This is a genomic window from Parabacteroides sp. AF17-28, assembly GCF_003479205.1.
In the GTDB taxonomy this organism is placed as follows: domain Bacteria; phylum Bacteroidota; class Bacteroidia; order Bacteroidales; family Tannerellaceae; genus Parabacteroides; species Parabacteroides acidifaciens.
Genome location: NZ_QUGV01000006.1, coordinates 96,653 through 123,520 on the forward strand (window position 1 = coordinate 96,653; position 26,868 = coordinate 123,520).

Below are 26,868 nucleotides of genomic sequence, written 5' to 3' on the forward strand. Positions count from 1 at the left end.
AAGAGGGTGATCACCCTCTTTTTTTATGCTTCTATTCCTGTAAATACCTTTAGTGCATATCCGATCAGGAAGCTGAGTGCTGCAACGCTGAAACTCAATACGGCCATTTCGGTAAACCGCTTGCGGAAACTTTCGCTTCTGGCTACGGAATAGTAATAATTGAACAGGGCGATAATCAACAAGGCGGAAACCAACATAACGCCTAAAGCCACCAATACATTACTGATAAAGATGAACGGTGCCACCAACGCTATAACCGTGAAAATATATGCGATCCCGGTATAGATCGAGGCCTTTACAGGACGTTTTCCATCCCCGCCTTCCGATTTTGTAGAGAGATATTCGGACGAAGCCATCGAGAGGGCGGCGGCAATTCCTGTAATACTTCCGGTCAGGGCGATTAGTTTCGAATCGCTTAATGCCAGCGTAAAACCGGCCAGAGCACCGGTAAATTCCACCAATGCATCGTTCAACCCCAACACGACGGACCCCATATATTCGAGCCGTTCCTCATTGATCAGGGCAATGAGTTTTTCTTCGTGCTCGTCTTCGTCTTTTGCGATCTGCAGTAATTCCGGATAATCTTTATAGGCGGCATAGCCGTCTCTGGACTCTTCCTCGCTTCCTTCCATCAGCTTGATGGCGAAAGTAATGCCTAAGATACGGGCCAGAAGATAGTACTTTAGGATTTTCCATTTGAAAGGCGCCACATCCTGTCCGGTATATTTCTTCAGGACGGCGTAATGCCCTTTTTCATCGGCAGAGATGCGGAGCAATACATCCCGGTTTGCCGGATTTTTCTCGACGGCAGCTAACTTCGTATAAACAATGCTCTCCGTGATTTCATTCCGCTGAAACCGAAGGAGAGCATCGTATGTTTGTTGATCTATATTCATACTATTGTTTTATACAATCAATGATTTCTGCATCGAATGCATCGGATAGGCATTCTTTCTCAATAAACTCCGGTGAAAGTTGTTTCACATAGTCTATAATGTTAGCTTTTAGCCCGTAAGATCCTAAGATTTCCGTGATGTCGCGTCCATAAACCCGGCAAGTCGCTTCATCTCCGTAGACCTCCTGCAATTCTTTTTTGGAGAGATGGCCGAGTTCACGGGTGGTGTCGCCCTCGATGGTATCTACAATCAAGGCTCTGCCTCCGGGGCGCAGTACCCGGTGTATCTCCTGCATGGCTTTCCGGTCTTCCGGCACGCAATACAGAATGTGGGAACAGATAATCAGGTCGAACGAATTATCTTCGTAAGGAATCTGTGTGATGTCGACTTGGTAAGTCGCCACATTCGGATTGAGGTCTGCATCCCGGTAATCGCCCACATAAGGTGATTGTCTCAGAAAGTCCTTCAAGCCTTTCACCGGAGCGAAATGGAGAACTTTCAGCGGTTTCTCCGTATCCTTGAAGACTTCGTTCCGGATGTACATGCAAAGAATACGGGTCCGTTCCAGAGAAAGGCAATGCGGGCATTTGATGTTCCGGCGCAATCCCAGATTGCCGTGAGAGAGGAAACGGCGGGACGACTTGCCGCAACAGCAACATTCGTACCGGTCCCCTTTCAGTAATACCGCTTCTATTTTATATAGAGCGTAATGGAGGGCGATCCGCTGTCTCTCGCTCACTAACTTTCTGTATAAGCTTTTAATCATTTCTGTCGTCTGCGTATTACATTCTTTCCGGAACCTCGATACCTAACAGCGACATGGCCGACTTAACGACCTTCGCTACGTTGGCGGAGAGGACAAGGCGGAATTTCTTCACTTCCTCGTTTTCTTCGCGCAGGATGGAGAAGTCGTGGTAGAACTGGTTGTATTCTTTTACCAGGTCGTACGTATAGTTGGCGATAAGGGCCGGGCTGTATTCCTTTCCGGCTTCACGTACGGTTGCGGCATAGTCGGCAGTCATCTGGATCAGGTTTTCTTCCTTTTCGGAGATGGTTGTCGTGGTCGGCAACTGTGCAGGCAGTTCGATACCCTGTTCGGCAGCCTTGCGCAGCACAGAACGGATACGGGCGTAGGTGTACTGGATGAACGGACCTGTGTTGCCGTTGAAGTCGATCGATTCTTTCGGATTGAAAGTCATGTTCTTGCGCGGGTCGACTTTCAGGATGAAATATTTCAGGGAACCGAGTCCGACGATGCGGGCGATATTTTCGGCTTCTTCCGGTGTCATTTCGTCTAACTTGCCTAATTCCTGCGAGATTTCGCGGGCCGTGCCCACCATTTCTTCCATCAGGTCGTCAGCATCCACAACCGTTCCTTCGCGGCTTTTCATCTTTCCTTCCGGCAGTTCGACCATACCGTAGGAGAAGTGTACGAGTCCTTTGCCGAACTCGAATCCTAACTTGTCTAACAGGATGGACAGCACCTGGAAGTGATAGTTTTGTTCGTTGCCGACAACATAAATCATCTTATTGATCGGGTAGTCGTCGAAACGCAGCTTGGCAGTACCGATATCCTGTGTCATGTAGACGGAAGTTCCGTCGGCGCGAAGCAGAAGCTTTTCGTCCAAGCCGTTTTTCGTCAGGTCGGCCCATACCGAACCGTCTTCGCGGCGGTAGAAGACACCTTTATCGAGTCCTTCCAGCACTTTGCCTTTACCTTCTAAGTAGGTTTGCGATTCGTAATAGATCTTATCGAAGTTAACACCCATCATCTTGTAAGTTTCGTCGAAACCGGCATACACCCAGTTGTTCATCATCTCCCAGAGGGCGCGTACTTCCTTGTCGCCGGCTTCCCATTTGCGGAGCATCTCGCGTGCTTCGGCCATCAGGGGAGAAGCGGCTTCCGCTTCCTCTTTCGTCATGCCACCCGCTTCGAGAGCAGCTGTCTCTTCTTTCAACTTGTTGCTGAACAGAACGTAGAAATCGCCGATCAGGTGGTCGCCTTTCTTGCCGGCCGTTTCGGGAGTGACGCCGTTGCCCCATTTCTGCCAGGCCAGCATGGACTTACAGATGTGGATACCGCGGTCGTTGACGATATTGGTTTTTACCACTTTGTTGCCGTTCGCCTTCATGATTTCGGACAGGCTGTAGCCCAACAGGTTGTTGCGCACGTGTCCTAAATGAAGCGGTTTGTTGGTGTTGGGAGAGGAGTATTCGATCATCACTAACGGAGACTGTTCCGTTACGGGCACGATACCGTATGTCGGTTGGCTGTTAATATCATTCAGCAGATCGATCCAGCAGGCGCAGGCGACTGTCAGGTTCAGGAATCCTTTGATCACATTAAATTCGGCAACGGCCGGTTCATGCCCGATGAGGTATTCGCCGATTTCCTGCGCTGTCTGTTCCGGCGATTTCTTCGACATGCGGAGAAACGGAAATACAACTAAGGTCAGATGCCCTTTAAACTCTTTCTTCGTTTTTTGCAGTTGTACCTGGCTGGCGGCAACATCTGCGCCATACAGTTCTTTTATGCCGGCAATGATTGCACCGGTAATCTGTTGTTCGATAACCATATTCGTTCAGTATATGTTCGGATTTATTTTGCCCGCAAAGGTACGGGTTTATTTACAAATAAAAAAGGCATCCTTATGGAGGGTGCCTTTTCCTTTTTGTAAAAATGTAAGACTAACTTACTTAATGAGGTCTGCCAGTTCTGCACCTGCTTTAAATTTAACAGATTTGCGTGCCGGGATTTCAATTGGTTGTTTAGTCTTCGGGTTAACTCCTTTACGTGCGGATTTTTCAGCAACAGAAAAAGATCCGAAACCTAAAAGGGCAACTTTTCCACCTTCCTTTAATTCACTGGATACTGTTTCAACGAAAGCTTCAACAGCTTTTTTAGCATCAACTTTGCTCAAACCGGATTTTTCCGATACAGCACTGATAAATTCTGTTTTGTTCATGATGGTTTGAAAATTAATATATTAAACAAGTTTATTGATAGCCTGAAAAGTTGGTGTCAAATGTAATTCTATTTTAATATATCGCAAAGAAAAAAAGAGTTTTTTTTATTGATTTACTATGTTTTAGTGTTGTTTTGCCAGAAAACTACCAAAATATATTTACCTTTGTCCGTAAATTGATAAATATATGATGAATCAAAATAGTTCGGGATTTCTGAGTAGCATCCCGATGGTTACGAAAAACCTTATCATTATTAACTTGCTTTTTTGGGTAGCGAGCCTTGTTTTACCAAAGGTCGGAATCGACCTGGTCCAGCTGTTCGGACTGCACTTTCCGGGTGTGACGGATTTCTATCCGTTCCAGTTTATCACCTATATGTTCATGCATGATACCCACTCGTTTGCACACGTGTTTTTCAATATGTTCGGTGTGTATATGTTCGGGCGTGTACTGGAGAATGTCTGGGGACCGAAGCGTTTCCTTATCTTTTATATGGTGACAGGTATCGGTGCGGGGATTGCGCAGGAATTGGTTTGGCTCTATTCCGTTCACTCATTCGCAAGCGCCAACGGCCTTACGCTGGCACAGTTGGTTGCCGGCGATCCTTCGTTGAATTATCTGATTACGATCGGGGCTTCCGGTTCGGTATTCGGTATTTTGCTGGCTTTTGCCATGCTGTTCCCGAATGTGCCGCTTTATCTGATGTTTATCCCGATTCCTATCAAAGCTAAATACTTCGTGATTTTTTACGGATTGGCCGAGTTGTTTATGGGCGTAGCCAATAATGGCGGCGACTCTGTTGCACATTTCGCACACTTAGGCGGTATGTTCTTCGGTTATTTCCTGGTTCGGTATTGGAAAAAGAATGACTTTAACAATGGGCGATATTTTTAATCTCAAGCAGACCTTCAATTCCGGGAATATCCTGGCGAAGTTGATCTATATCAACGTCGGCCTGTTCGTCGTGATACGGTTGACGAGTGTGATCCTGATGCTGTTCAATCTGGGCGGATTCCCGTTCTTGCAATATTTGCAGATGCCGTCGTCTCCTGACCTGTTGTTGTACAGGCCCTGGACGATCTTTACCTATATGTTCACGCATTTCGACTTCCTGCATATCCTGTTCAATATGCTTTGGTTGTACTGGTTCGGCGGGCTGTTCCTGAATTTCTTCAGTGAACGCCAGTTGGGCGGTCTGTATTTGCTGGGCGGTATTGCCGGCGCGGTGTTGTTCCTGTTGGCTTACAATATATTCCCTTATTTCCGCAGTGTAGCCGCCTATAGCTATCTGATGGGCGCTTCGGCTTCGGTGATGGCGATTGTTTTTGCCGTATCCTTCTATCGGAAGGACTTGGAGATCGGCCTGTTCCTGATCGGAAGGGTCAAGCTGATTTATCTGGCTCTGTTCACCTTCGTGATCGACCTGTTGGCCATTACTTCTACGAATGCCGGCGGCCATATCGCCCATATCGGAGGCGCCTTGTTCGGCATCTGGTTTGCCATGCGGATTAAGGAAGGAAAAGACCTGACAGCTCCGATGAACCGCCTGATCGACTGGGTGGTGAATCTTGGAAAACGAAAACCGAAGATGCGTGTGACTTATAAACGTGCGGAAACCGATTATGAATATAATGCCCGTAAGAACCGCGAAACAGCAGATCTGGATGCAATATTGGACAAATTGAAACGTTCTGGTTACGAAAGCCTCTCGGCCGAAGAAAAGAAAAAACTATTTGATGCCAGCAAGAAATGAGCGAGCGGTTTAAAGCGATCAAGATCCTGTTTAAGTCCGTAGTCGGAACAGCCAATGTGATAGTCATCCTGCTGTTCATCGCTTCGGCTTTCTCTGACAGGGTTTCACCGGATAGGAGTGTGTTTTTCTCTTATCTGGGCTTGGGATTTCCTGTGCTTTGCATCTTGAACCTATGCTTTGTCATTTATTGGCTGTTTCTTTGGGAATGGCGCTTTGTGTTGATCGGGCTTTGTTCGTTTCTGATCTGTAAAGGCCCTGTCACCCATTATTTCCCGTTTCATAATAAAGTGGAGGATGTCCCGAAAGAAAACGTGCTGAAGGTCTTGACATATAATGTGATGGCTTTCGGATATAAAGATCACTCCGAAGATTCGCCGAACCCCATATTAAGGTATATCGCCAACTCGGGAGCGGATATTGTCTGCTTGCAGGAATACGCAGTCGGGACTTCCGACCGGTTCCTGACAAACCGGAAAGTAGCCAATGCCCTGAAGATGTACCGCTACCGCTCGATTTTACCCGTTGGGAGATCCGGCACGCTTACCTTTAATATTGCCGTGTTTTCCAAATATCCGATATCCAAGTCCCGCAAGATCAAGTATGAAAGCTCGTTCAACGGTTCTTCCATCCATGAACTGGACATAAACGGGAAGAAGCTGACCTTGATTAACAATCATTTAGAGTCGTTTAAACTGACGACGGAGGACAGGAGCCATTATTCCGCTTTCATCAAAAATATGAATTCGGAAACACTCGACGGCCTGAAAAACTCCATCGAGCAGAAGCTTGGCCCGGCTTTCCGGATACGCGCCCGCCAGGCAAGAGCTGTGGCCGAAGAGATTAAAAAGATCGATACGGATTACGTATTGGTTTGCGGCGACTTCAACGATACGCCGATTTCTTATGCCCATCGTACGATTCAGGGAACGTTGACGGATGCTTACGCAGCTTCCGGTCGTGGCGCCGGAATTACTTATAATGAAAACTTCTTTTGGTTTCGGATCGACAATATCCTGCATTCAGCCAATATAAAACCGATTAACTGTACAGTCGATAAGGTGCACTATTCCGACCACTATCCGTTGTGGTGCCTTTTACAGTTGAAAAATTGACAATTGACAATTGAGAATTTGTTAGAATTGCCATCAGGATATTCATAGAAAAGCGTATCTTTGTCTGTAAGGTGATTCAATTAAAATCCGTTATCATGAGCAACAAGATTTACCCTATCGGCGTCCAGAACTTCGAGAAGATTCGGAGAGACGGTTATTTTTATGTAGACAAGACTGCCCACGTCTACCAACTGGCAAAAAGCGGAAGTTACTATTTCCTGAGCCGCCCGCGCCGTTTCGGAAAGAGCCTGTTGCTGTCTACTTTGGAGGCCTATTTCGAGGGGAAGAAAGAACTCTTTGCCGGACTGGCCATCGAGCGGTTGGAAAAAGATTGGAAGTGCTACCCGGTTCTGCATCTTGATTTGAATGCCCGCCAATATGAAAATATAGGATCGCTTTTGGAAGAATTGAATAAATACCTTGAAATTTGGGAACAGGCATATGACAGCCCATTCGGAGACCGTAAGCCGGAGGAACGTTTCTTTCAGGTGATTCGCCGGGCTTATGAGAAAACCGGACAACGCGTTGTGGTTTTGATAGACGAATATGACAAACCCTTGTTGCAGGCAATCGGGAAACCGGAATTGCAGGAAGCCTATCGCAGTTTGTTGAAAGCTTTCTATGGCGTGATGAAAAGCGCGGACGGTTATATCCGTTTTGCGATGCTGACGGGTGTGACCAAGTTCAGCAAAGTGAGCGTGTTCAGTGACCTGAATAACTTGGAAGACATATCGTTTCGCCGGAACTATAACGAACTATGCGGTATCAGTGAACAGGAACTGCAAGACAACCTGGGAGATGAGTTACCGGAGTTTTCACGATCATTAGGTCTGACGGAATCAGAATTATGTGACAAACTCCGCCGATATTACGACGGTTACCATTTTGCACCTGATACAGCAGTGGGCATCTATAATCCGTTCAGCCTGCTTCACGCCTTTAAGAATCGGGAATTTGACAGCTATTGGTTTGCGACCGGTACGCCATCCTATTTAGTGGAACTCCTGAAACGCAACCATTACGATTTGGATCGTTTGGCGCATGAAGAGACCGATGCTGAAACGCTCGACGGCGTGGATTCGGTCGACTCTGATCCGATCCCGGTAATCTATCAGAGTGGCTATCTGACGATCAAGGGGTATGACGCGGAATTTGGTATGTATCGGCTGGGTTTTCCTAATTTAGAAGTCGAAGAGGGGTTTGTCAAATATCTATTGCCCTTTTATACAAATGTCAGCGCTTCAAAAACACCATTTGAAATCAGCCGTTTTATTCGGGAAATCCGTTCCGGTGATTACGATGCTTTCTTCCGTCGTTTGCAAGGTTTCTTTGCCGACACCCCTTACGAAACGGTTACCGGTTTGAAACCTGAGCGTGATACGGAACTTCATTATCAGAACGTCCTGTTTATCGTCTTCCGTCTGATAGGACTATATACAAAGGTGGAATACCATACGAACCGGGGACGTATCGACTTGGTCTTGCAAACGGATCGTTATATCTATGTGATGGAGTTCAAGTTGAATGGAACGGCAGAGGAGGCATTGCATCAAATCAACGAAAAACAATACGGCCAAGCTTTTGCCGCCGATGGCCGGCAGATCATCAAAATCGGTGTGAATTTTTCATCCGAAACCCGTAATATCGAAAAGTGGGTAGTTTCCTAATTTAATTCAAGCAATCATGACAAGCACAATCTTTCTTACAGTAGCCATTGTTGCTACGGCAATCTTTCTGATCCAGTTTATAGTCTCCATCTTTTTTGGCGATATTGATACGGATGTCGATGTCGATGCAGACCTCGGCAGTATCTTGTCCTTTAAGGGATTGACGCATTTCTGTATCGGGATGGGGTGGTATATGTATATCTCGCAAGGAACGGATATCACGTCGTATGCCGTTGGTATTCTGGTCGGCCTTATCTTTGTTCTGGTTCTTTGGTATCTGTATAAGAAGGCCTGGCAATTGCAGAAAGAAAACAAGCCGGAGAAGTTGGAAGCCTTGCAGGGACGCGAATGTACGATCTATGCACACGACGGTGAACGTTATGTCGTGCAGGTCGCTGTCAACGGCGCCTTGCGTGAAATGGATGTCCGTTCGCTCGAAGACAGGAAATATCAGACCGGCGACCGAACTACGATCGTCAAGGTGGAATCAGGAATTATGTATATTCAATAAATAACAAATCTATTAGAATTATGACACAGGAGATGTTAATCATGATCGCTATACTGGTGGTAGTGGTCATCATTTCGTTTATCGGTATCCTATCCCGTTATCGGAAATGTAAGAGTGATGAGGTGTTGGTCGTCTATGGTAAGACTTCCGGGGAAAAGTCAGCCAAGCTTTATCATGGTGGCGCCGCCTTTGTATGGCCGATTATCCAGGGATATGAATTCCTTTCCATGAAACCGTTGCAGATCGACTGCAAACTGACCGGAGCCTTGTCTGCACAGAATATCCGTGTGGATGTGCCGACGACTATTACGGTTGCGATCAGTACCGATCCCGAAGTTATGCAGAACGCCGCCGAACGTCTGCTCGGATTGCAGTCGGAAGATAAGCAGAATCTGATTACGGATGTCGTTTACGGACAGATGCGTCTGGTGATTGCCGATATGACGATTGAAGAATTGAACTCCGACCGCGATAAGTTCCTGTCCAAAGTGCGTGAGAATATCGATACGGAACTCCGGAAGTTCGGTCTTTACCTGATGAATATCAATATCAGTGATATCCGTGACGCAGCCAACTACATCGTCAACCTCGGTAAAGAAGCCGAAAGTAAAGCGTTGAACGAGGCGCAGGCAAACATCGAAGAACAGGAAAAGTTAGGAGCGATCAAGATTGCCAACCAGATAAAGGAACGCGAGACAAAGGTCGCCGAAACCCGCAAGGACCAGGATATCGCCATTGCGGAAACCAAGAAGCAGCAGGAAATATCGGTGGCGAATGCCGACAAAGACCGTATTTCGCAGGTCGCTATTGCCAATGCCGAAAAGGAATCGCAGGTAGCCAAGGCGGAAGCCGAGAAGAATATCAATATCGAGAAAGCCAATACCGAGAAGGAAAGCCGCATCGCCGAACTGAACTCCGATATGGAGATCAAGAAAGCCGATGCCGGGAAGAAAGCAGCCATCGGGCGTAACGAAGCCGGCAAAGATATCGCCCTCTCCAATTCGGAACTTGCCGTCACACAGGCGGATGCCGATAAGAAAGCCGGTGAAGCCGCTGCCCGTTCGGAAGCCTCGGTTCAGGCTGCCCGCGAAATAGCCCAGAAAGAAGTGGAAGAAGCAAAGGCCAAAAAGGTGGAATCGGCTCTGAAAGCCCAAAAGATCGTTCCTGCCGAAATCGCTAAACAGGAAGCGATCCTCCAGGCGGATGCCGTAGCCGAAAAGACAATCCGCGAGGCCGAAGCGCGTGCGAAAGCCCTGTTGGCGCAAGCCGAAGCCGAGGCCGCTGCCATCCGCATGAAGCTGGAAGCCGAAGCCGACGGTAAGAAGAAGTCATTGTTGGCTGAAGCCGATGGTTTCAAGGCGATGGTCGAAGCCGCCGAATCCAATCCGGCCATTGCGATCCAGTATAAGATGGTCGACCAGTGGAAAGAGATTGCCGGCGAGCAGGTAAAAGCATTCGAACACATCAACCTCGGAAATATCACCGTCTTTGACGGCGGAAACGGTGCTACCGGCAATTTCCTGAACCAATTGGTCAAGACTGTTGCCCCAAGCCTGGGCGTCTTGGACAAACTGCCGATCGGCGAAACCGTCAAGAACATCATCAAGCCGGAAGAAAAAGGCAAGGACGAAAAGACAGCCGGTAAATGATGATTTATCGGTGAGATAACTGTAGAGATGCACGGCTGTGCATCTCTCATTTCCATGCCCATGCATTTCCGATTCCATGCCCATGCATTTCCGATTCCATGCCCATGGAAAATAAAATCCATGCCTATGTATTTATACGTGTGTGAACATTATAAGGAAAAGTGATGTTTGCAGACGAATATAGCCTTTGTTAATATATTAACAAAGTATAAAGAATGGGGCGTTTCCTATTTTTTACTTGACAAACGCTTTTTCAGGGCTTATATTTGTATTGTAATCATAACCGAATAATCGACTATGAAAACAGATATTAACTGAATTAATTAACTACAAATCCAACATTTTACAACAATGAATTTTAATATCATGAACACAAAAAACAACGCTTTTCCTTATGCCGCAGGCTCTCTTTTGCCGTTGATTTCAATCAACTGATGAATGAATTTCCGGCTTTGCCGGATTCCTATGCGGGTTTCAACCCCTGTCAAATATTTGTAGGTCAGCTCTTGTAAAAGGGACTAAAGTCCACAGAAGGAGAGGCTTTGCCTCTGAACCTTTAAACCTTTAAACCGTTGATTGAAATCAACGGCAAAAGAGAGCCTGCGGCAATACGTATTGATTTATTTCTTATAATTCATAATTCAAATTTAATCACTCTTATCATGGAACTAAAAGGTGTAGATTATTTTCCTTTTTCGATTGACTTTTTTGAAGATAATAAGATTGCTCTTATTGAAGCTGAATTTGGCAGTAATGCTGTCGTTGTGTTAATGAAAATATTCTGTAAAATCTACCGAAACGGCTTCTTTTGCGAATGGACTCCGGACGACTGCATGCTTTTCGCCCGCAAGATGATGAACGGCACGACGTCGGAGAATGTGCAAAACATTGTCGACAAAGCGTTGGCGAGAGGTCTTTTCGATAGAAGCAGCTATGAACGTTTTGAAATATTGACTTCCGTCGATATCCAAAAACAGTTTTTCCTGATCGCCGGGCGCCGGAAGGAAGTGAGGATTGACAAAAAAGATTACTTGCTGATTGATGTATCGCCCTACAAGAATATCTGTTTGGGGACTCAAAAAAGCCTGAAACCGGAAGATGTCGACATTTTGCCCGAAAATGTTGACATCGCAGAACAAAGGAAAGGAAAGATAAAGGAAAGAAAAGAAAAAGAAAATAAAGTAAAAGAAATCTCACTCACTCCGTTCGTTCCGCAGGCGAGTGGGCGCGAGCAATGGGAGATTTGGAAAAATGAATTATTGGAAGATGAAGACTGGCGGGCTTCGGCTGTCAGGCAATCCGGAGAAGGTATCGGGTTTAACGAGATGCTCCCCGGCAAGTTGAATGAGTTTTGCGATTTCATTGTTTCGAGCGGAGAACAAGATACTGTCGGACGGAAAAAAGATTTTACCCGCCGTTTCCATTACTGGCAGTCGAATCATGGAACGAAGAAAAAATTTGCGCGGGCGGCTCAACCTGAAAGAAAGTCGAAAATACAAGAGGCTATCGAATTGGGAGATGCCGTCGCGGAAAATATTAAAAGACTCGGGCTTATATGAATGCCGATGGACGAGGAAACACGCCAGCATTTCGTGAAAACGGAGGCAATGACGAGGCCGCTTAAGCGTTTTCTGACAAACTAAGAACTATTAACGTACAGAAACTACACGTTTGCGACATAAATCAACTCCGCTTCCGGAGGCTGTTGTAACTTTGTGGCATGAAATTGAAAAGCAACAGCCTCCATGAAGGTCATTATTCCGCTTCGTTCACCGCATCCAGGATGTCGGCGAACAGATTCTCTACAAAGAAAAAAGTAGCGTTGCAGAAGAGCTTCGGATCTTTGATTAGGGCGACCGTATTGCTTTTCCCGTTGTTGGCAATCACGCTTTCTGCCGAATAGGTCTTGAACTTCTTATTGTTCTCCGGATCGTATTGGTAGACAATGTTGCCGACTTCCGCCGAATAGCTGTTGTCGTGGCAAGATATCTTCATCTTGTATTTGATGATCGTTTTGTCCGTATCGTTCAACAGTAATTCGACTTTGGAAGACACGTTGATGATCCCTTTGGACTTTTTGGAGTTGACATTCGACAGGAATACGTCTTTGCCGTAATTCTTTTTCGCCCACTTCTCGATGACGTCGAATATCTGGACCTGGTTCATGTCTTTTACATGGACGGTGTCGCGATAGCATACTTTCCCGTCTTTCATCGGGGCACATTCTTCGACTTCGCCTTTATGTCCCTGTGCCATAGTCAGCACAGGGAACATGATCAATATAAGGATAATCAGCTTTTTCATATAATCCGAATTATTTCATCCATACATTAATAATCTCTCCAATGACAGTCATCTGCTGCCCTTCGGCTGTTTCGCCCTGCTTGCGGCAGTCGATGATCAACCAAGCGTCTCCGCTCTCACCTTTCTTGAAGAAAGAGAGGCTGTAGGTGTCGTTGTCTCCTATTTCCTTATAAACAGGGCTGTCTTTGCCGATTGCGATGGAAGCAATCGATTTGCCGAACATATTGCCTGTGCCTTTCCATACGGCAGATGTCTCTTTCGTATCCGGTTTGCCGGCCGGTGCAACCTGCATATCGCTTTCGGGCAACATTTGTAAGATGGTAGACGGAACTTTGTCGGCAGCAAAGGCCACATAACCTTCTTTTACCGGAGCCGGAGCAACAGGAGTGGCCGCCGGAGCTGTTACCGGTGCTACTGGCGTTACGGTCCGTGCCGGAGCAACCGGTGCGGCCGGAGCTGTCTGGATGCCAAAGGCTGCCGATGCGGAAGCAAACATCTCGTCGACGAAATCGACTGTTTTGGTACGGAACTTGCCGTTGCCGCGGTTCAGCTTGGTTTTATCCTTATTCAAGCAATATTTGTCTGTGATCCATTCTTCGGCTGTATATTTTTCCGGTTCGCGCTGGTATGATACATTATATTCATAGCGGATACCGGCAACTTTCATGATCGCCTTTCCGTTTTCGCATTCCATTGTGACGCGATAGTTCATTACGGAACGGTCCAGCGACAGGGCTGTGTTCTGGAACACCAGGTAAACCTGTCCTACGGCAGCGATATCTCCTTTCGAACGGTCGGAATAGACGACGCGGTTGCCGTCTTCGCTGAAAAATCCGTTGGCCCAGTCCAACATTCTGTCATATACTTCATCTTTAGAAAAAGGAGAGGCGTTTATCTCTTGAGTAAATACGACTTTACCATTCTCAACGGGAACGGCTCCGGCCAAATACTTGGAATCATCCTGAGCCCAGAGAAGGCTTGGGATAAATAGTGCTAATAATAAAAGTTGCTTCATGGTCATTATTTCTATGTTTTTTACGGGCAAAGATATATAATTGTGGCTGAAATAAACTAAGAGTGTGACAAATAAATTAATCTAATTACTGTTGGACAAAGAAAAAAAGGCTATATTTGCACCCTGTGAAAAAACGAATAATAACATAAACATAAGATTCAAATGCAAAACAAAGGATTTGTAAAGGTCTTTGCGGTGTTACTTACGCTTGTCTGTCTGTTTTATCTGTCATTCTCGTTTGTGACAAGACACTACAACAGTAAAGCCGCTGAGTATGCAGGTGGAGATCCGGTAAAAGAGAGTTCTTATTTGGACTCGTTATCTACTCAGAAGGTGTGGCTGGGCTATACGCTCAAGCAGTGCCGTGAAATGGAAATCAGTTTAGGACTTGACTTGAAGGGCGGTATGAACGTCGTTCTGGAGTTGAATGTGGCCGATGTCATTCGCTCGCTTTCAAACAACAACCAGGATGAGAACTTCAACAAAGCATTGGATTTGGCCTATGCGCACCAGGCAACAAGTCAGAAGGACTTCATTGATCTGTTTGCAGAAGAGTATAAGAAGTTAGATAATGGCGCCCGTTTATCCGCCATATTCAGTACTTTCGAATTGAAAGATAAAATCACTCCCCAGAGTACGGATGCACAGGTTGTCGCTGTGTTGAAGGACGAACTGAAGAGTGCTATCGATAACTCATTTAACGTATTGCGTACCCGTATCGACCGTTTCGGTGTTGTATCTCCGAACATCCAGCGTCTGGAAACAGCCGGTCGTATCCTGGTTGAACTTCCGGGTGTGAAAGAACCGGAACGTGTACGTAAATTGTTACAGGGTAGCGCAAACCTGGAATTCTGGGAAACATATAACTTGCCGGAAATCTACCAGCAGTTGGTTGCTGCCGATAACGTATTGGCAACTGTTCTGAAATCAGAAGATTCTGCTGCTACGGAAAGCACAGACGCTGTCGTTGCTGAAACAACGGAAACAACAACAGCCGCCCCTGCTGAAACAACTAACGACGCAGACTCTTTGTTGGCTAAGATCGGTGAAGATAAACCTGAAAATCAAGCTGCCTTGAGCCGGGAGGAATTTGCAAAACAGCATCCGTTGTTCGCGCTTTTGCAGATCAACCAGTATAACGGTCAATTGGCTTCTGGTCCGGTTGTCGGTATCGCTGACAAGAAGGATATTGCCAAGATCAATGAATACCTGAACATGAAGCAGGTAAAAGATATCCTGCCGCGTAACCTTTCTTTGAAATGGGGTGTTAAGGCGCTTGACGAAAAAGAACAGTATTTCTACTTATATGCTATCAAGATGACTAACCGTGACGGAACGCCTGCCTTAGGTGGTGACGTTGTTACGGATGCCAACGCCGACTTCGTTCAGCAGGCAGGTCGTTCGGAACAGCAGGTTAGTATGACGATGAACGCAGAAGGTGCCAAAGCATGGGCCCGTCTGACGAAAGAAAATATCGGCAAGGCTGTCGCTATCGTTCTGGATGATATGGTTTATTCTGCTCCGAACGTACAGGTGGAAATCACCGGCGGACGTTCTCAGATTACCGGTCACTTTACTCCGGAAGAAGCAAAGGACTTGGCAAACGTGTTGAAGTCCGGTAAGATGGCTGCTTCCGTACAGATCGTACAGGAAGACGTTGTCGGTCCGTCTTTAGGACAGGAAGCTATTAACGCCGGTGTTATTTCATTTGCATTGGCTTTGATCCTGTTGATGATTTATATGTGCGCATTCTACGGAATCATCCCGGGTCTGATTGCCGATGGTGCTCTGGTGCTGAACATCTTCTTCACGATGGGTATCCTTGCATCTTTCCAGGCTGTTCTTACTCTGCCGGGTATCGCCGGTATGGTGTTGACGTTAGGTATGGCGGTCGATGCAAACGTGTTGATCTACGAACGTACAAAAGAAGAACTTCGTGCCGGCAAGTCATTGGGCAAAGCGATTGCCGATGGTTACGGTAACGCCTTCTCCGCTATCTTCGACTCAAACTTGACATCCATTATCACAGGTATTGTATTGTTCTACTTCGGTACAGGTCCTATCCGCGGTTTCGCTACGACAATGATTATCGGTTTGGTTGCTTCTTTCCTGACAGCAGTCTTCCTGACTCGTATCGTTTACGAAGCGCTGTTGGCTAAAGACAAACTGAAGAATGTGACATTTACAACCTCTATCACAAAAGATCTGTTGACGAATCCGAAGATCAACTTCCTGGCAGCTCGCAAGGTGGGTTATCTGATTCCTGCCGGTATCATCGTTTTAGGGGCTATTTCTATGTCGACGATCGGTTTGAACAACGGTATCGACTTCACGGGTGGACGTAACTATGTAGTTCGTTTCGACCAGGATGTGAAGACAGACGAGGTTCGTGATATGTTGGATGCACAGTTAGACGGTTCCGTTAGCGTTATCCAGATCGGTACTCCGGACCAGGTTCGTGTATCTACCAACTATAAGATTGATGATAGCGACCCGTCGGTTGACCAGGAAATCGAAACAAAATTGTTCGAAGGCGTTAAGTCACTGCTTCCGGCAGGAACGACATTGGATCAGTTCACCGGCCAGTATATCCAGAGTTCTCAGAAAGTAGGACCGAGCATGGCTGACGATATCAAGAATGCGGCTATCCTGGCAGTTATCTTTGCCATGATCTGTATGGCTGCTTATATCTTGCTTCGTTTCCGCGACATCTCTTTCTCTGTAGGTGCGTTCGCTTCCGTAGCTGTAACTACTTTGTGTATCATTTCATTCTACACATTGCTTTGGAAGGTATTGCCGTTCTCTATGGAGGTCGACCAGACGTTTATCGCGGCTATCCTGACGATTATCGGTTACTCTATCAACGATACCGTGGTTGTATTCGACCGTATCCGTGAAACGATCGGTCTGTATCCGAAACGTGACCGCTACCAGGTGATCAACGACGCTTTGAACTCTACTCTGTGTCGTACGTTCAATACATCATTGACAACGTTGGTGGTTGTGTTGTGTATCTTCATCCTGGGCGGTGCTACAATCCGTAGCTTTACGTTTGCCATCTTGTTGGGTATCATTATCGGTACATATTCTACTCTGTTCGTAGCAACTCCTATCGCTTACGAATTGCAGAAGAAAAAGATCAATAAGAAAGCGGCTGCTGAAGCTGGTAAATAAGAATTTGTTGTGATTCGATATAAAAAGGCTGTTCCTTTCGGGGAACGGCCTTTTTTTGTGCTTCTAAACATAAGGTGCCCGGTTGGCAAGATGAAAGAGAATGATTATCTTGTAGGCCTCTTACATTGATAATTGCTTACATATTGTAAGCAACACCTTAAAAGATTATGTTATGGAAGTACGCCTGAGTAACCAATTGCCGGATTATCCTTCTTTTATCGCCGGTATTCGCCGCGCCCCCGATCGCGGCTATTCACTTACGCCTGCACAGACAGAGACTGCTTTGAAGAATGCACTCCGTTACATTCCGGAAGAGTTGCATGAAACGCTGGCTCCCGAGTTTATGGAAGAATTGCTGACCCGTGGCCGAATCTACGGATACCGTTACCGGCCGCAAGGCGACCTGAAAGCAAAACCCATAGATCAATACAAAGGAAATTGCCTGGAAGGAAAAGCCTTTCAGGTGATGATCGACAACAATCTTTGTTTCGACATCGCCCTTTATCCGTATGAACTGGTTACGTATGGCGAGACGGGGCAGGTCTGCCAGAACTGGATGCAGTACCGCCTGATCAAACAATATCTTGAAATACTGACGAACGAGCAGACGCTTGTGATCGAGTCCGGGCATCCGTTGGGATTGTTCCGTTCACGGCCGGACGCTCCGCGTGTCATTATCACCAACTCGATGATGGTCGGTATGTTCGACAACCAGAAAGACTGGCATGTCGCCGCCCAGATGGGAGTCGCCAATTACGGGCAGATGACGGCGGGCGGTTGGATGTATATCGGTCCGCAGGGGATCGTACACGGCACGTTCAATACGCTGTTGAATGCCGGACGTAAGAAATTAGGCATTCCGCAAGATCAGGATTTGCGCGGACATCTCTTTGTCTCTTCCGGCCTTGGCGGCATGAGCGGCGCACAACCGAAAGCGGCTGTCATTGCCGGCGCTGCCAGTATCATTGCAGAAGTAGACAGTTCCCGCATAGAAACCCGCCACTCGCAGGGCTGGGTGCAGCATGTAACCGCCGATAAAGCGGAAGCCTTCCGCATGGCACAGGAGGCGATGCAGGCGAAAGAACCGATATCCGTTGCCTATCATGGCAATATCGTAGACCTGTTGGAATATGCCGAGGTGCAGTCTATCCGGATCGACCTGCTGAGTGACCAGACTTCCTGCCATGCCGTTTACGAAGGCGGCTATTGCCCTGCCGGAATCTCTTTTGCCGAGCGTACGGAATTGCTTTCACGCGATCCGGATAAGTTCTGCTCGCTGGTCGACGCTTCCCTCCGCCGCCATTTCGAGGTGATCCGGAAGCTTGTGGCCCGCGGCACCTATTTCTTCGACTACGGCAACTCGTTTATGAAAGCGATTTACGATGCCGGAGTGACGGAAATATCCCGCAACGGTGTGGACGAGAAGGACGGCTTTATCTGGCCTTCATACGTCGAGGATATTATGGGACCGGAACTGTTCGACTACGGTTACGGGCCTTTCCGCTGGGTTTGCCTGAGCGGAAAGCATGAGGATCTGGTGAAGACCGACCATGCCGCGATGGATTGTATCGACCCGACCCGGCGCGGACAGGATCTGGACAACTATAACTGGATCCGCGATGCCGAGAAGAACCGCTTGGTTGTCGGCACCCAGGCACGCATCCTCTACCAGGATGCCGAGGGAAGACTGAATATCGCCCTCCGCTTCAACCGCATGGTGCGCGATGGGGAAGTGGGGCCGATTATGCTCGGACGCGACCATCATGATGTGAGCGGGACGGATTCGCCTTTCCGGGAAACGTCCAATATATACGACGGCAGCAACGTCATGGCCGATATGGCTGTACAATGCTTTGCCGGGAATGCGGCGCGAGGTATGAGCCTTGTTGCCCTTCATAACGGCGGCGGGGTTGGCATCGGAAAGGCGATAAACGGTGGTTTCGGTATGGTGCTCGACGGAAGCGGGCGGGTGGATGAAATACTCCGCTCCGCCATGATCTGGGATGTGATGGGAGGTGTGGCACGCCGTTCGTGGGCCCGTAATCCGAATGCCTTGTCCACCAGTGCCGCCTTTAATGAGAAGTATGACGGCGGTTATCATATCACCTTGCCTTTTATCCCGAAAGAAGATTTAATTCAACATATTGTACGTACCTCTTTAAAACACAAATCATGAGTACTTGGAGCAAAATAATGGAATGTGTCCCCAACTTCAGTGAGGGAAGAGATCTGGCGAAAATAGAGAAGATCGTAGACAAGTTTCGCGCCAAAGCCGGTGTAAAGCTATTGGATTATAGCAACGACGAAGATCACAACCGCTTGGTTGTGACAGTAGTCGGCGAGCCGGAAGCGTTGAAGGACGCCCTGTTGGAAGCAGTCGGGCAGGCTGTGGAACTGATAGACCTGACAAAACATTCAGGGCAGCATCCCCGGATGGGAGCGGTCGATGTCGTTCCTTTCATCCCGATCCGGGGCTGTACGATGGACGAAGCGATTGCGCTCTCTAAGGAAGTCGGCGAGAAGGTCGCCGCCCTCTATCATGTTCCTGTCTTCCTCTATGAGAAGTCCGCTTCGGCTCCCCACCGTGAGAACTTGGCGGCTATCCGTAAAGGGGAGTTCGAGGGAATGGAAGAGAAGATCAGGTTGCCGGAGTGGAAACCCGATTTTGGCCCTGCCGAACGGCATCCGACAGCCGGAACAGTTGCGATCGGCGCCCGTATGCCGTTAGTGGCTTACAACGTCAATTTAGGTACGGCAAATTTAGAAATAGCAAGCAGTATTGCAAAGAAGATACGTTTTATCGGCGGCGGCCTCCGCTATTGTAAGGCGATGGGAGTGGAGCTGAAGGAACGCGGCATTGTGCAGGTTTCGATCAACATGACCGACTATACCCGCACAGCCCTTTACCGTGCTTTCGAGCTGGTGCGCATCGAAGCTCGCCGTTACGGGGTTCCGGTTGTCGGAAGTGAGATTATCGGGCTGGTCCCGATGGAAGCGTTGATCGACACGGCTTCCTATTATTTGGGACTGGAAGACTTTTCAATGAATCAGGTGTTGGAAGCCAGAATAATGGAATAGGTATGGACGACGAAAAGATATTGATACGGAACGCCTCGCAGGTGGTGACCTGTTCCGGATTCGAGGCTAAGAAAGGCGCGGCCATGTCCGATGTCGGTGTGATTGAAGACGGGGCGGTAGCCGTCTCGGGTGGCCTGATCACGCATGTAGGGCCGACCGAAGAGGTCATGAAACAGATCGATGCGTCGGAGTATCTGGAGGTAGACGCTTCCGGACGTGCGCTGCTTCCCGGCTTTGTGGACAGCCATACGCATTTCGTTTTTGGCGGTTATCGCGAGGAAGAGTTCTCCTGGCGGATGAAAGGCGATAGCTATATGTCGATTATGGAACGGGGCGGCGGTATCGTCAATACGATGAATGCCACCAGACAGGCCAGTTACGACGACCTCTTCGGAGATGCGTACGACCGCCTCGACACGATGATGGATATGGGTGTTACCACCGTCGAAGGGAAGAGCGGATACGGGCTGGACCTGGCGACTGAGCTTATCCAGCTCCGGATCATGAAGGAACTGAACGACGAACATCCGCTGGATGTTGTCTCTACTTTTTTAGGGGCGCATGCTGTTCCTCCCGAATTTGCAGGACGCACGGATGCGTATGTCGATTACATAATAGAAGAAGTGTTGCCGCATATCCGCGAAGAACATTCCGTGACTTTCTGCGATGTCTTTTGCGAACAGGGCGTTTTCTCGATCGAGCAAAGCGAACGTCTGCTGAATGCAGCCCGTACACACCGTTTCAAACTGAAGCTCCATGCCGACGAGATCGTCTCTTTCGGAGGAGCCGAGCTGGCTGCCCGGTTGAAAGCCGTCAGTGCCGATCATCTGTTGCACATCTCTGATAACGGCATCAAGCGGTTGGCGCGTTCCGGCACGATTGCGACATTGTTGCCGCTTACCGCCTTCTCGCTGAACGAACCGTATGCCCCGGGACGGCAGATGATAGATGCCGGCTGTGCCGTTGCGTTGGCTTCCGACCTGAACCCCGGAAGCTGTTTCTCCTGTTCGATCCCGCTATTGTTCGCTCTGGCGTGTATCCAAATGAAGCTTTCTCCCGAAGAGGCCTTGACCGCACTTACGATTAACGGAGCGGCTGCTTTGGGACGGGCCAAGAAGATCGGTAGTATCGATGTGGGAAAGAAAGCGGATATGATTCTGCTGAAGTTCCCTTCTTATAAGTTTTTGCCTTATCATGTAGGCATGAACCTGGTAGATACAGTGATCAAAGACGGTGTTCTTTATATCGTATGATAGAATTGGTATTAAATCATCATTTACCAATGAAATGAAAATAGGATAAAATGTTTAATCTTAAATAAAAACACAATGCTTGCAGAATTGACAATTAAAGGATTCCTGGCCGAAACGGCAGGTAGCGCACCGGTTCCGGGTGGCGGAAGTATTTCAGCCCTTAACGGGGCAATCGCAGCCGCTTTGGCTGAGATGGTGGCAAACCTGACGATCGGCAAGAAGAAATATGCCGATGTGGAAGGCCAGATGAAGACAATAGCGACGGAAGCGGCCATTATCCGTGAACGCTTGATCCGTGATATCGATCGCGACAGCGAGGCTTATGATCGCGTGTTCGCCGCTTTCAAACTCCCGAAAGAGACGGAGGAAGAAAAGGCTGAACGCAGCCGGGTGATCCAGGATGCCACGAAAGAGGCCGCAATGGTTCCGATGCAAGTGGCAGAAGAGGTCGGATCGGTGATGGAAACGATTATATATGTAGCCCATAAAGGTAACCGGAATGCCGTGACAGACGCCTGTGTGGCGATGATGGCAGCGCGAACCTGCGTACTGGGTGCCTTGCTGAATGTCCGGATCAACCTTACATCTATTCAGGATGAAGAGTTTGTCAAACGGATGTCTGAGAAGGCCGACCATCTGGAAGCGGAGGCAATCCGGATCGAGAAGAAGTTGCTGGATTGGGTGAGGGAACAGTTGTAAGTTGAAAATTGAAAGTTAAAAGTTGAGAGTTATGGGAAATGTACATTATGTGGGAGCAGAGCCGCTGACGTTCGAACGTATCGAAGAGATACTGACCGGAAATATGAAGCTGGAACTGACCCCGGAAGTGAAGGAGCGCATCCAGCGTTGCCGCGATTATCTGGATAGGAAGATCGAGACGCAGCGCGAACCCTTGTACGGCATTACGACGGGTTTCGGTTCTCTGTGCAACAAAAACATTTCGCCCGACGAACTCAGCACCTTGCAGGAGAATCTGGTGAAGAGCCATGCTTGCAGTGTGGGAGACGAGGTGAGTCCGGTGATTGTCCGCCTGATGATGCTGTTGAAGGCACATGCCCTGTCGTTGGGGCATAGCGGCGTACAGGTGATAACGGTGCAGCGCATACTCGACTTCTTTAATAATGACGTGCTCCCGATCGTCTATGACCGGGGCTCGCTCGGTGCATCCGGCGACTTGGCTCCTTTGGCGAATCTATTCCTTCCGCTTATCGGAGTGGGGGATGTTTATTATAAAGGAAAGAAAAGGGAGGCGATCAGTGTCTTGGACGAGTTCGCCTGGAAACCGGTCAAATTGAAGAGTAAAGAGGGGTTAGCGTTGTTGAACGGCACGCAGTTTATGAGTGCCAACGGGGTGTTTGCCCTGATGCGTGCTTTTGCCGTGTCGAAGCGGGCGGATCTGATCGCCGCTTTGTCGCTCGAGGCTTTCGACGGACGGATCGATCCGTTTATGGATTGCATCCAGCAGATGCGTCCTCATCCGGGACAGATCGAGACGGGCGACGCTTTTCGTGAGATACTGGAGGGCAGCGAACTGATCGACCGACCGAAGGAGCATGTGCAGGACCCGTATTCGTTCCGTTGCATCCCGCAGGTACATGGGGCGACGAAAGATGCGATCCGTTATGTCTCCGGTGTGCTGCTGACCGAGATTAACTCCGTGACCGACAATCCGACAATCTTCCCGGAAGAGGACAAGATTATCTCCGGCGGTAACTTTCATGGCCAGCCGTTGGCTATCTCGTTCGATTTTCTGGCAATCGCACTTGCCGAGTTAGGAAATATCTCCGAACGCCGTGTGGCACAGTTGATCATGGGGCTTCGCGGCTTGCCCGAATTTTTGGTGGCGAATCCCGGTCTCAACTCCGGCTTTATGATCCCGCAGTATGCGGCTGCCAGCATGGTGAGCCAGAACAAGATGTACTGCTATGCCGCCAGCAGCGACTCGATCGTGTCGAGTAACGGACAGGAAGACCATGTGAGTATGGGAGCCAATGCCGCGACCAAGCTCTTTAAGATCATGGATAACCTGGATCATATCCTCGCTATCGAACTGATGAACGCCGCACAGGGCATCGAGTTCCGCCGCCCGGCACGCACATCCCCGATATTGGAAAAGTTCCTGAAGGCTTATCGCAAAGAAGTCCCGTTTATAGACGAGGATATTATCATGTATCCGGAGATACACCGGACTGTCGCCTTCCTCAGGCGCTACACTCTTTGAATTATGAATCATGAATTGTGAATTATGAATTATGAATTAATACCGCTTGTCGCCATAATTCATAATTCACAGTTCATAAATCCTTTCATTTCTTTGTCACAACCACCCGCTGTGTCGGGTCCAGATGTTCGTTGCGATAGTCGATTTGCTTGACAACGTTTTCTGCTAATTCCTGGAATGCTCTGCCCGTGATGCTGTCCGGGTTGAGGGCAACAGGCTTGCCGCTGTCGCCGCCTTCGCAGATGCTCTGTACGATAGGGATCTGTCCTAACAGCGGGATGTTTAGCTCTTCGGCTAAGCGTTTGCCGCCTTCCTTTCCGAACAGGTAATATTTGTTTTCCGGCAGTTCGGCAGGCGTGAACCAGGACATGTTTTCGACCAGGCCCAATACCGGCACGTTGATCTTTTCTCCCATAAACATGCTGATTCCTTTGCGGGCGTCTGCCAACGCGACTTCCTGCGGTGTACTGACTACGATGGCACCGGTGATCGCCAGTGTCTGTACCATTGTCAGATGTATATCGCTTGTTCCCGGCGGCAGGTCGATCAGGAAATAATCCAGGTCGCCCCAGTTGGCATCGCCGATCAACTGTTTCAGTGCATTGCTTGCCATTGCGCCGCGCCACAGAACGGCATCTTCCTTATTGACGAAGAAACCGATGGAGAGTAGCTTCACACCGTAGTTGGCGGCCGGCTCGATCAGTTCGCGGTTACCCACTTCCACCATATAGGGGCGGGCTTCTTCCACATTGAACATCTTAGGCTGTGAAGGACCGAAGATATCGGCATCCAACAACCCGACCTTATAGCCTTGCAGGGCCAATGCGACAGCCAGGTTTGCGGCAACCGTACTTTTGCCTACGCCTCCCTTGCCGGAAGATACGGCAATGATGTTCTTGACTTCCGGCAGCAGCTTGTCCGGTTCAGGACGTGCTAACTGTTTAGCCTCTACCGTGATATTGCCTTTGATCTCGACCTCTTCGCCTACATACGTGAGGATCGCTGTTTCGGCTGCTTTGACTACCGACTTGATAAACGGATCGTTCGGCTTCTCGAAAAGGAGCGAGAAGCTCACCTTGTTGCCGTCAATCCGTATGTTGTCTTCTACCATGCCCATTGAAACCAGGTCTTTCCCTGTTCCCGGGTAACGCACCTTTGCCAGTGCGTCCATGATTAGTTTGGGATATATTGCCATGTTGGGAATTATGAATTATGAGTTATGAATTATACTTTATTTGCCGGAGGCTAATGCGCTCCGCTTGCTGCGGTTGAAGCTGCGGTAGGGATCGTATTCGATCTCCACTTCCGGTTCGACCAGTTGCTCCCGTTCTTCACAAACAAACTTGATGTATTTGATGTTCAGGCCGCGGTCCAGCCATTGCTGTTCGTAATACGTTTTGATAGAGAGGATATCGTCTACCAGGTCCGAATGATAGAGGTCGTCGGTGCTGAACAGGACAGGATAGTGGTTCGCCTTTACCATTTCCGCGGTGTAGGTGTACATGAAGTTGCTGTCTGTTTTCAGGTGGACGATGCCGTCGCCGGCTAATATCTCGCGGTACATCTTCATAAAGCGGGTGGAAGTAAGGCGTTTGTTCACCTTTTTCATTTGCGGATCAGGGAAGGTCAGCCATATCTCAGCCACCTCTCCGGCTGCAAAAAAGCTGGCGATCAGTTCGATGCTGGTACGCAGGAACGCCACGTTCGTCATGCCTGCTTCAAGCGACTCTTTTGCTCCCGTCCACATACGTGCGCCTTTGATATCGACACCGATAAAGTTCTTCTCCGAAAACAATCTGCCGAGGCCGACCGTATATTCGCCTTTCCCGCAACCGAGTTCAAGCACGATCGGATTGTTATTCTTAAAGAACTGTTCATGCCAATGTCCCTTCAGCTCGAAACCCTTTTCCTGAAGAACGGCAAACGGATATTGAAATACATGGGGATAAGCCGCCATGTCGTCAAACTTTGCTAATTTATTCTTTCCCATGCTGCAAAGATAATACTTTATTTTTTCGGGATGACAAATCCTACAGGGTTGCGTGGTTTATCCAATTGTTTTTGTTTGGATGCCATTTCGTTTAATATATCATAGATATCAGCGATCTGAAGGTTCGTATCAAGCATAAACTGATCCAGTTGCTTTTTTATTTCCGCATAGCCTGTTGTCAGTTCGCGAAGCATGACAAAGGCCCGCATGATGCCGATATTGATTTCAATTGCTTTTTTGCTTTTTAGGATAGAAGACAACATCGCTACTCCCTGTTCGGTAAAAGCGAAAGGTAGACTACTCCCTAAATTGTAATTGGGGGGTATCACAGATTGTGATACCCCTATGTGTATCATTTCGTTAGCCTCTTTATTTGTTAACTGGAACATAAAATCCGGAGGAAACCGGTCCATATTTCGGCGAACAGCTTGTTTTAGAGCTCTGTTTTCAACTTCATATAGTTCGGCAAGATGAAAGTCTATCATCACTCTATATCCCCTGATCTCGAAAATCTTTTGTTGTATTAGTTGTAATTCCATAGCTAAGATTGTTTATTGTTAATGGATTGACAAATATAAGGAAATCTATCGGAAATCAAAGGAAGACTTATCACTTTTTATCCATCTTTGCGATGTACTCGCCGAAGAATATATCCCGGTAGTTGTTGTGAATAGGAGGGTGATAAGAATGAATAAAATTGTACGGAGCATAAGTATCTTTTTTATGATTATGCGGCGAAGATACGCTTGGAAAGAAACTCCTTTTCCTTTTATAGACGAAACCGCTTTTCCGGTAGATGGAATTATCTCTGCCGTCGACGAGTGTTCGGGAGGGGGCTTATTGTATAAAACGTATTTTCCCGGTTCGAAAGACATCTGAAACAAAACAAATGTTAATCCGCTTTTTTGACCTCAAAAAGGGACTTTTTCCTCTTTTTTGAGTGTTTTCCCAAATTACGACCGTCTTCTTTGCCATTACGACCGTGCTAATGTGTAGTGCACTCGGCACCTCGCGAAGATTAGCACGGTCGTAATGGCGATTTGGACGGTCGTAATTGAAAAGAGGCCCGTCTAAAGGCCAAAAAAGCACCTAAATTTCCTTGCGATATTTGGAACGCCGTCCGTTTTATTTTCAAATATTCGATTCTCCGGGAGTTAAGGTTTATCACTTTGACGGCGTTTCCGGTTTGCAATAATCAAATTGTATGCTTTTCGGAACGGGCTGCGCACCTCGTTTTTTCTATTGTCAGAAAGGGAAGTTTAAATCGTGAAAAGAGTC

22 protein-coding genes are annotated in these 26,868 nt (G+C 47.9%); 13 read left to right on the plus strand and 9 right to left on the minus strand.

The window, feature by feature from the left end; translation table 11 throughout:
- Nucleotides 1-23: 23 nt before the first annotated feature.
- The 4 genes from DWW90_RS06000 to DWW90_RS06015 form a co-directional block, all read right to left on the minus strand.
- Nucleotides 24-896, minus strand: a complete 873-nt coding sequence (locus tag DWW90_RS06000) for a VIT1/CCC1 transporter family protein (protein WP_115499212.1) — start codon at nucleotides 894-896, stop codon at nucleotides 24-26.
- Between the two features lies 1 nt (nucleotide 897).
- A complete protein-coding gene (locus DWW90_RS06005; protein WP_158543357.1) occupies nucleotides 898-1,635 on the minus strand; it encodes a class I SAM-dependent methyltransferase in 738 nt (245 codons plus the stop codon).
- 43 nt (nucleotides 1,636-1,678) lie between these two features.
- On the minus strand, nucleotides 1,679-3,472 hold the full coding sequence (gene argS, locus DWW90_RS06010) for an arginine--tRNA ligase (RefSeq protein ID WP_122344342.1): 1,794 nt from the start codon (nucleotides 3,470-3,472) through the stop codon (nucleotides 1,679-1,681).
- Nucleotides 3,473-3,589: 117 nt separating this feature from the next.
- Entirely contained in the window at nucleotides 3,590-3,862 is a 273-nt protein-coding gene (locus DWW90_RS06015) for an HU family DNA-binding protein (protein WP_115499209.1), read from the minus strand.
- Nucleotides 3,863-4,049: 187 nt separating this feature from the next.
- Here DWW90_RS06015 and DWW90_RS06020 point away from each other — a divergent pair, with 187 nt between their 5' ends.
- From DWW90_RS06020 to DWW90_RS06050, 7 genes are all read left to right on the plus strand, one after another.
- Complete coding sequence (locus DWW90_RS06020; protein ID WP_115499208.1) at nucleotides 4,050-4,757, plus strand: rhomboid family intramembrane serine protease; 708 nt, start codon at nucleotides 4,050-4,052, stop codon at nucleotides 4,755-4,757.
- The gene (locus DWW90_RS06025; protein ID WP_115499207.1) at nucleotides 4,741-5,616 is read left to right on the plus strand and encodes a rhomboid family intramembrane serine protease; all 876 of its coding nucleotides are present in this window, start codon (nucleotides 4,741-4,743) and stop codon (nucleotides 5,614-5,616) included. Before DWW90_RS06020 ends, DWW90_RS06025 begins: the two co-directional genes overlap by 17 nt.
- The gene (locus DWW90_RS06030; RefSeq protein WP_122344343.1) at nucleotides 5,613-6,728 is read left to right on the plus strand and encodes an endonuclease/exonuclease/phosphatase family protein; all 1,116 of its coding nucleotides are present in this window, start codon (nucleotides 5,613-5,615) and stop codon (nucleotides 6,726-6,728) included. Before DWW90_RS06025 ends, DWW90_RS06030 begins: the two co-directional genes overlap by 4 nt.
- Before the next feature lie 95 nt (nucleotides 6,729-6,823).
- Nucleotides 6,824-8,395 carry an ATP-binding protein gene (locus DWW90_RS06035; protein WP_122344344.1) on the plus strand — a complete coding sequence of 524 codons (1,572 nt, stop codon included), beginning with the start codon at nucleotides 6,824-6,826 and terminating at the stop codon, nucleotides 8,393-8,395.
- A gap of 16 nt (nucleotides 8,396-8,411) precedes the next feature.
- A complete protein-coding gene (locus tag DWW90_RS06040) occupies nucleotides 8,412-8,906 on the plus strand; it encodes a hypothetical protein (RefSeq protein ID WP_122344345.1) in 495 nt (164 codons plus the stop codon).
- Between the two features lie 20 nt (nucleotides 8,907-8,926).
- A complete protein-coding gene (locus DWW90_RS06045; protein ID WP_122344346.1) occupies nucleotides 8,927-10,555 on the plus strand; it encodes a flotillin family protein in 1,629 nt (542 codons plus the stop codon).
- Between the two features lie 662 nt (nucleotides 10,556-11,217).
- Nucleotides 11,218-12,114 carry a DUF4373 domain-containing protein gene (locus DWW90_RS06050; RefSeq protein WP_122344347.1) on the plus strand — a complete coding sequence of 299 codons (897 nt, stop codon included), beginning with the start codon at nucleotides 11,218-11,220 and terminating at the stop codon, nucleotides 12,112-12,114.
- A 196-nt stretch (nucleotides 12,115-12,310) separates the two neighbouring features.
- Here the strand turns inward: DWW90_RS06050 and DWW90_RS06055 are convergent, their stop codons facing one another.
- Nucleotides 12,311-12,859 carry a DUF4468 domain-containing protein gene (locus DWW90_RS06055; RefSeq protein WP_115499201.1) on the minus strand — a complete coding sequence of 183 codons (549 nt, stop codon included), beginning with the start codon at nucleotides 12,857-12,859 and terminating at the stop codon, nucleotides 12,311-12,313.
- Nucleotides 12,860-12,869: 10 nt separating this feature from the next.
- Nucleotides 12,870-13,874, minus strand: a complete 1,005-nt coding sequence (locus DWW90_RS06060; RefSeq protein ID WP_122344348.1) for a DUF4468 domain-containing protein — start codon at nucleotides 13,872-13,874, stop codon at nucleotides 12,870-12,872.
- A 162-nt stretch (nucleotides 13,875-14,036) separates the two neighbouring features.
- Here DWW90_RS06060 and secDF point away from each other — a divergent pair, with 162 nt between their 5' ends.
- From secDF to hutH, 6 genes are all read left to right on the plus strand, one after another.
- Nucleotides 14,037-17,048 (plus strand): protein translocase subunit SecDF, encoded by a 3,012-nt coding sequence (secDF, locus tag DWW90_RS06065; RefSeq protein ID WP_122344349.1) that lies wholly within the window; start codon nucleotides 14,037-14,039, stop codon nucleotides 17,046-17,048.
- Between the two features lie 172 nt (nucleotides 17,049-17,220).
- Nucleotides 17,221-19,224, plus strand: coding sequence for a urocanate hydratase (locus DWW90_RS06070; protein ID WP_122344350.1), 2,004 nt, complete (start codon nucleotides 17,221-17,223; stop codon nucleotides 19,222-19,224).
- Nucleotides 19,221-20,126, plus strand: coding sequence for a glutamate formimidoyltransferase (gene ftcD, locus DWW90_RS06075; protein WP_122344351.1), 906 nt, complete (start codon nucleotides 19,221-19,223; stop codon nucleotides 20,124-20,126). Before DWW90_RS06070 ends, ftcD begins: the two co-directional genes overlap by 4 nt.
- 2 nt (nucleotides 20,127-20,128) lie before the next feature.
- Nucleotides 20,129-21,379: an imidazolonepropionase gene (hutI, locus tag DWW90_RS06080; RefSeq protein ID WP_122344352.1), complete on the plus strand. Its 1,251-nt coding sequence runs from the start codon at nucleotides 20,129-20,131 to the stop codon at nucleotides 21,377-21,379.
- 75 nt (nucleotides 21,380-21,454) lie between these two features.
- Nucleotides 21,455-22,078: a cyclodeaminase/cyclohydrolase family protein gene (locus DWW90_RS06085; RefSeq protein WP_122344353.1), complete on the plus strand. Its 624-nt coding sequence runs from the start codon at nucleotides 21,455-21,457 to the stop codon at nucleotides 22,076-22,078.
- 31 nt (nucleotides 22,079-22,109) lie between these two features.
- Nucleotides 22,110-23,600: a histidine ammonia-lyase gene (hutH, locus tag DWW90_RS06090; RefSeq protein ID WP_122344354.1), complete on the plus strand. Its 1,491-nt coding sequence runs from the start codon at nucleotides 22,110-22,112 to the stop codon at nucleotides 23,598-23,600.
- An 85-nt stretch (nucleotides 23,601-23,685) separates the two neighbouring features.
- On the opposite strand, the gene DWW90_RS06095 is transcribed toward hutH, so the two are convergent.
- The 3 genes from DWW90_RS06095 to DWW90_RS06105 are packed head-to-tail and all read right to left on the minus strand — an operon-like array spanning nucleotide 23,686 to nucleotide 26,129.
- Nucleotides 23,686-24,795: an Mrp/NBP35 family ATP-binding protein gene (locus DWW90_RS06095; protein ID WP_122344355.1), complete on the minus strand. Its 1,110-nt coding sequence runs from the start codon at nucleotides 24,793-24,795 to the stop codon at nucleotides 23,686-23,688.
- Nucleotides 24,796-24,831: 36 nt separating this feature from the next.
- Nucleotides 24,832-25,590, minus strand: a complete 759-nt coding sequence (trmB, locus tag DWW90_RS06100; RefSeq protein WP_122344356.1) for a tRNA (guanosine(46)-N7)-methyltransferase TrmB — start codon at nucleotides 25,588-25,590, stop codon at nucleotides 24,832-24,834.
- A 17-nt stretch (nucleotides 25,591-25,607) separates the two neighbouring features.
- Nucleotides 25,608-26,129, minus strand: coding sequence for an ORF6N domain-containing protein (locus DWW90_RS06105; protein ID WP_115499192.1), 522 nt, complete (start codon nucleotides 26,127-26,129; stop codon nucleotides 25,608-25,610).
- Between the last annotated feature and the right edge of the window lie 739 nt (nucleotides 26,130-26,868).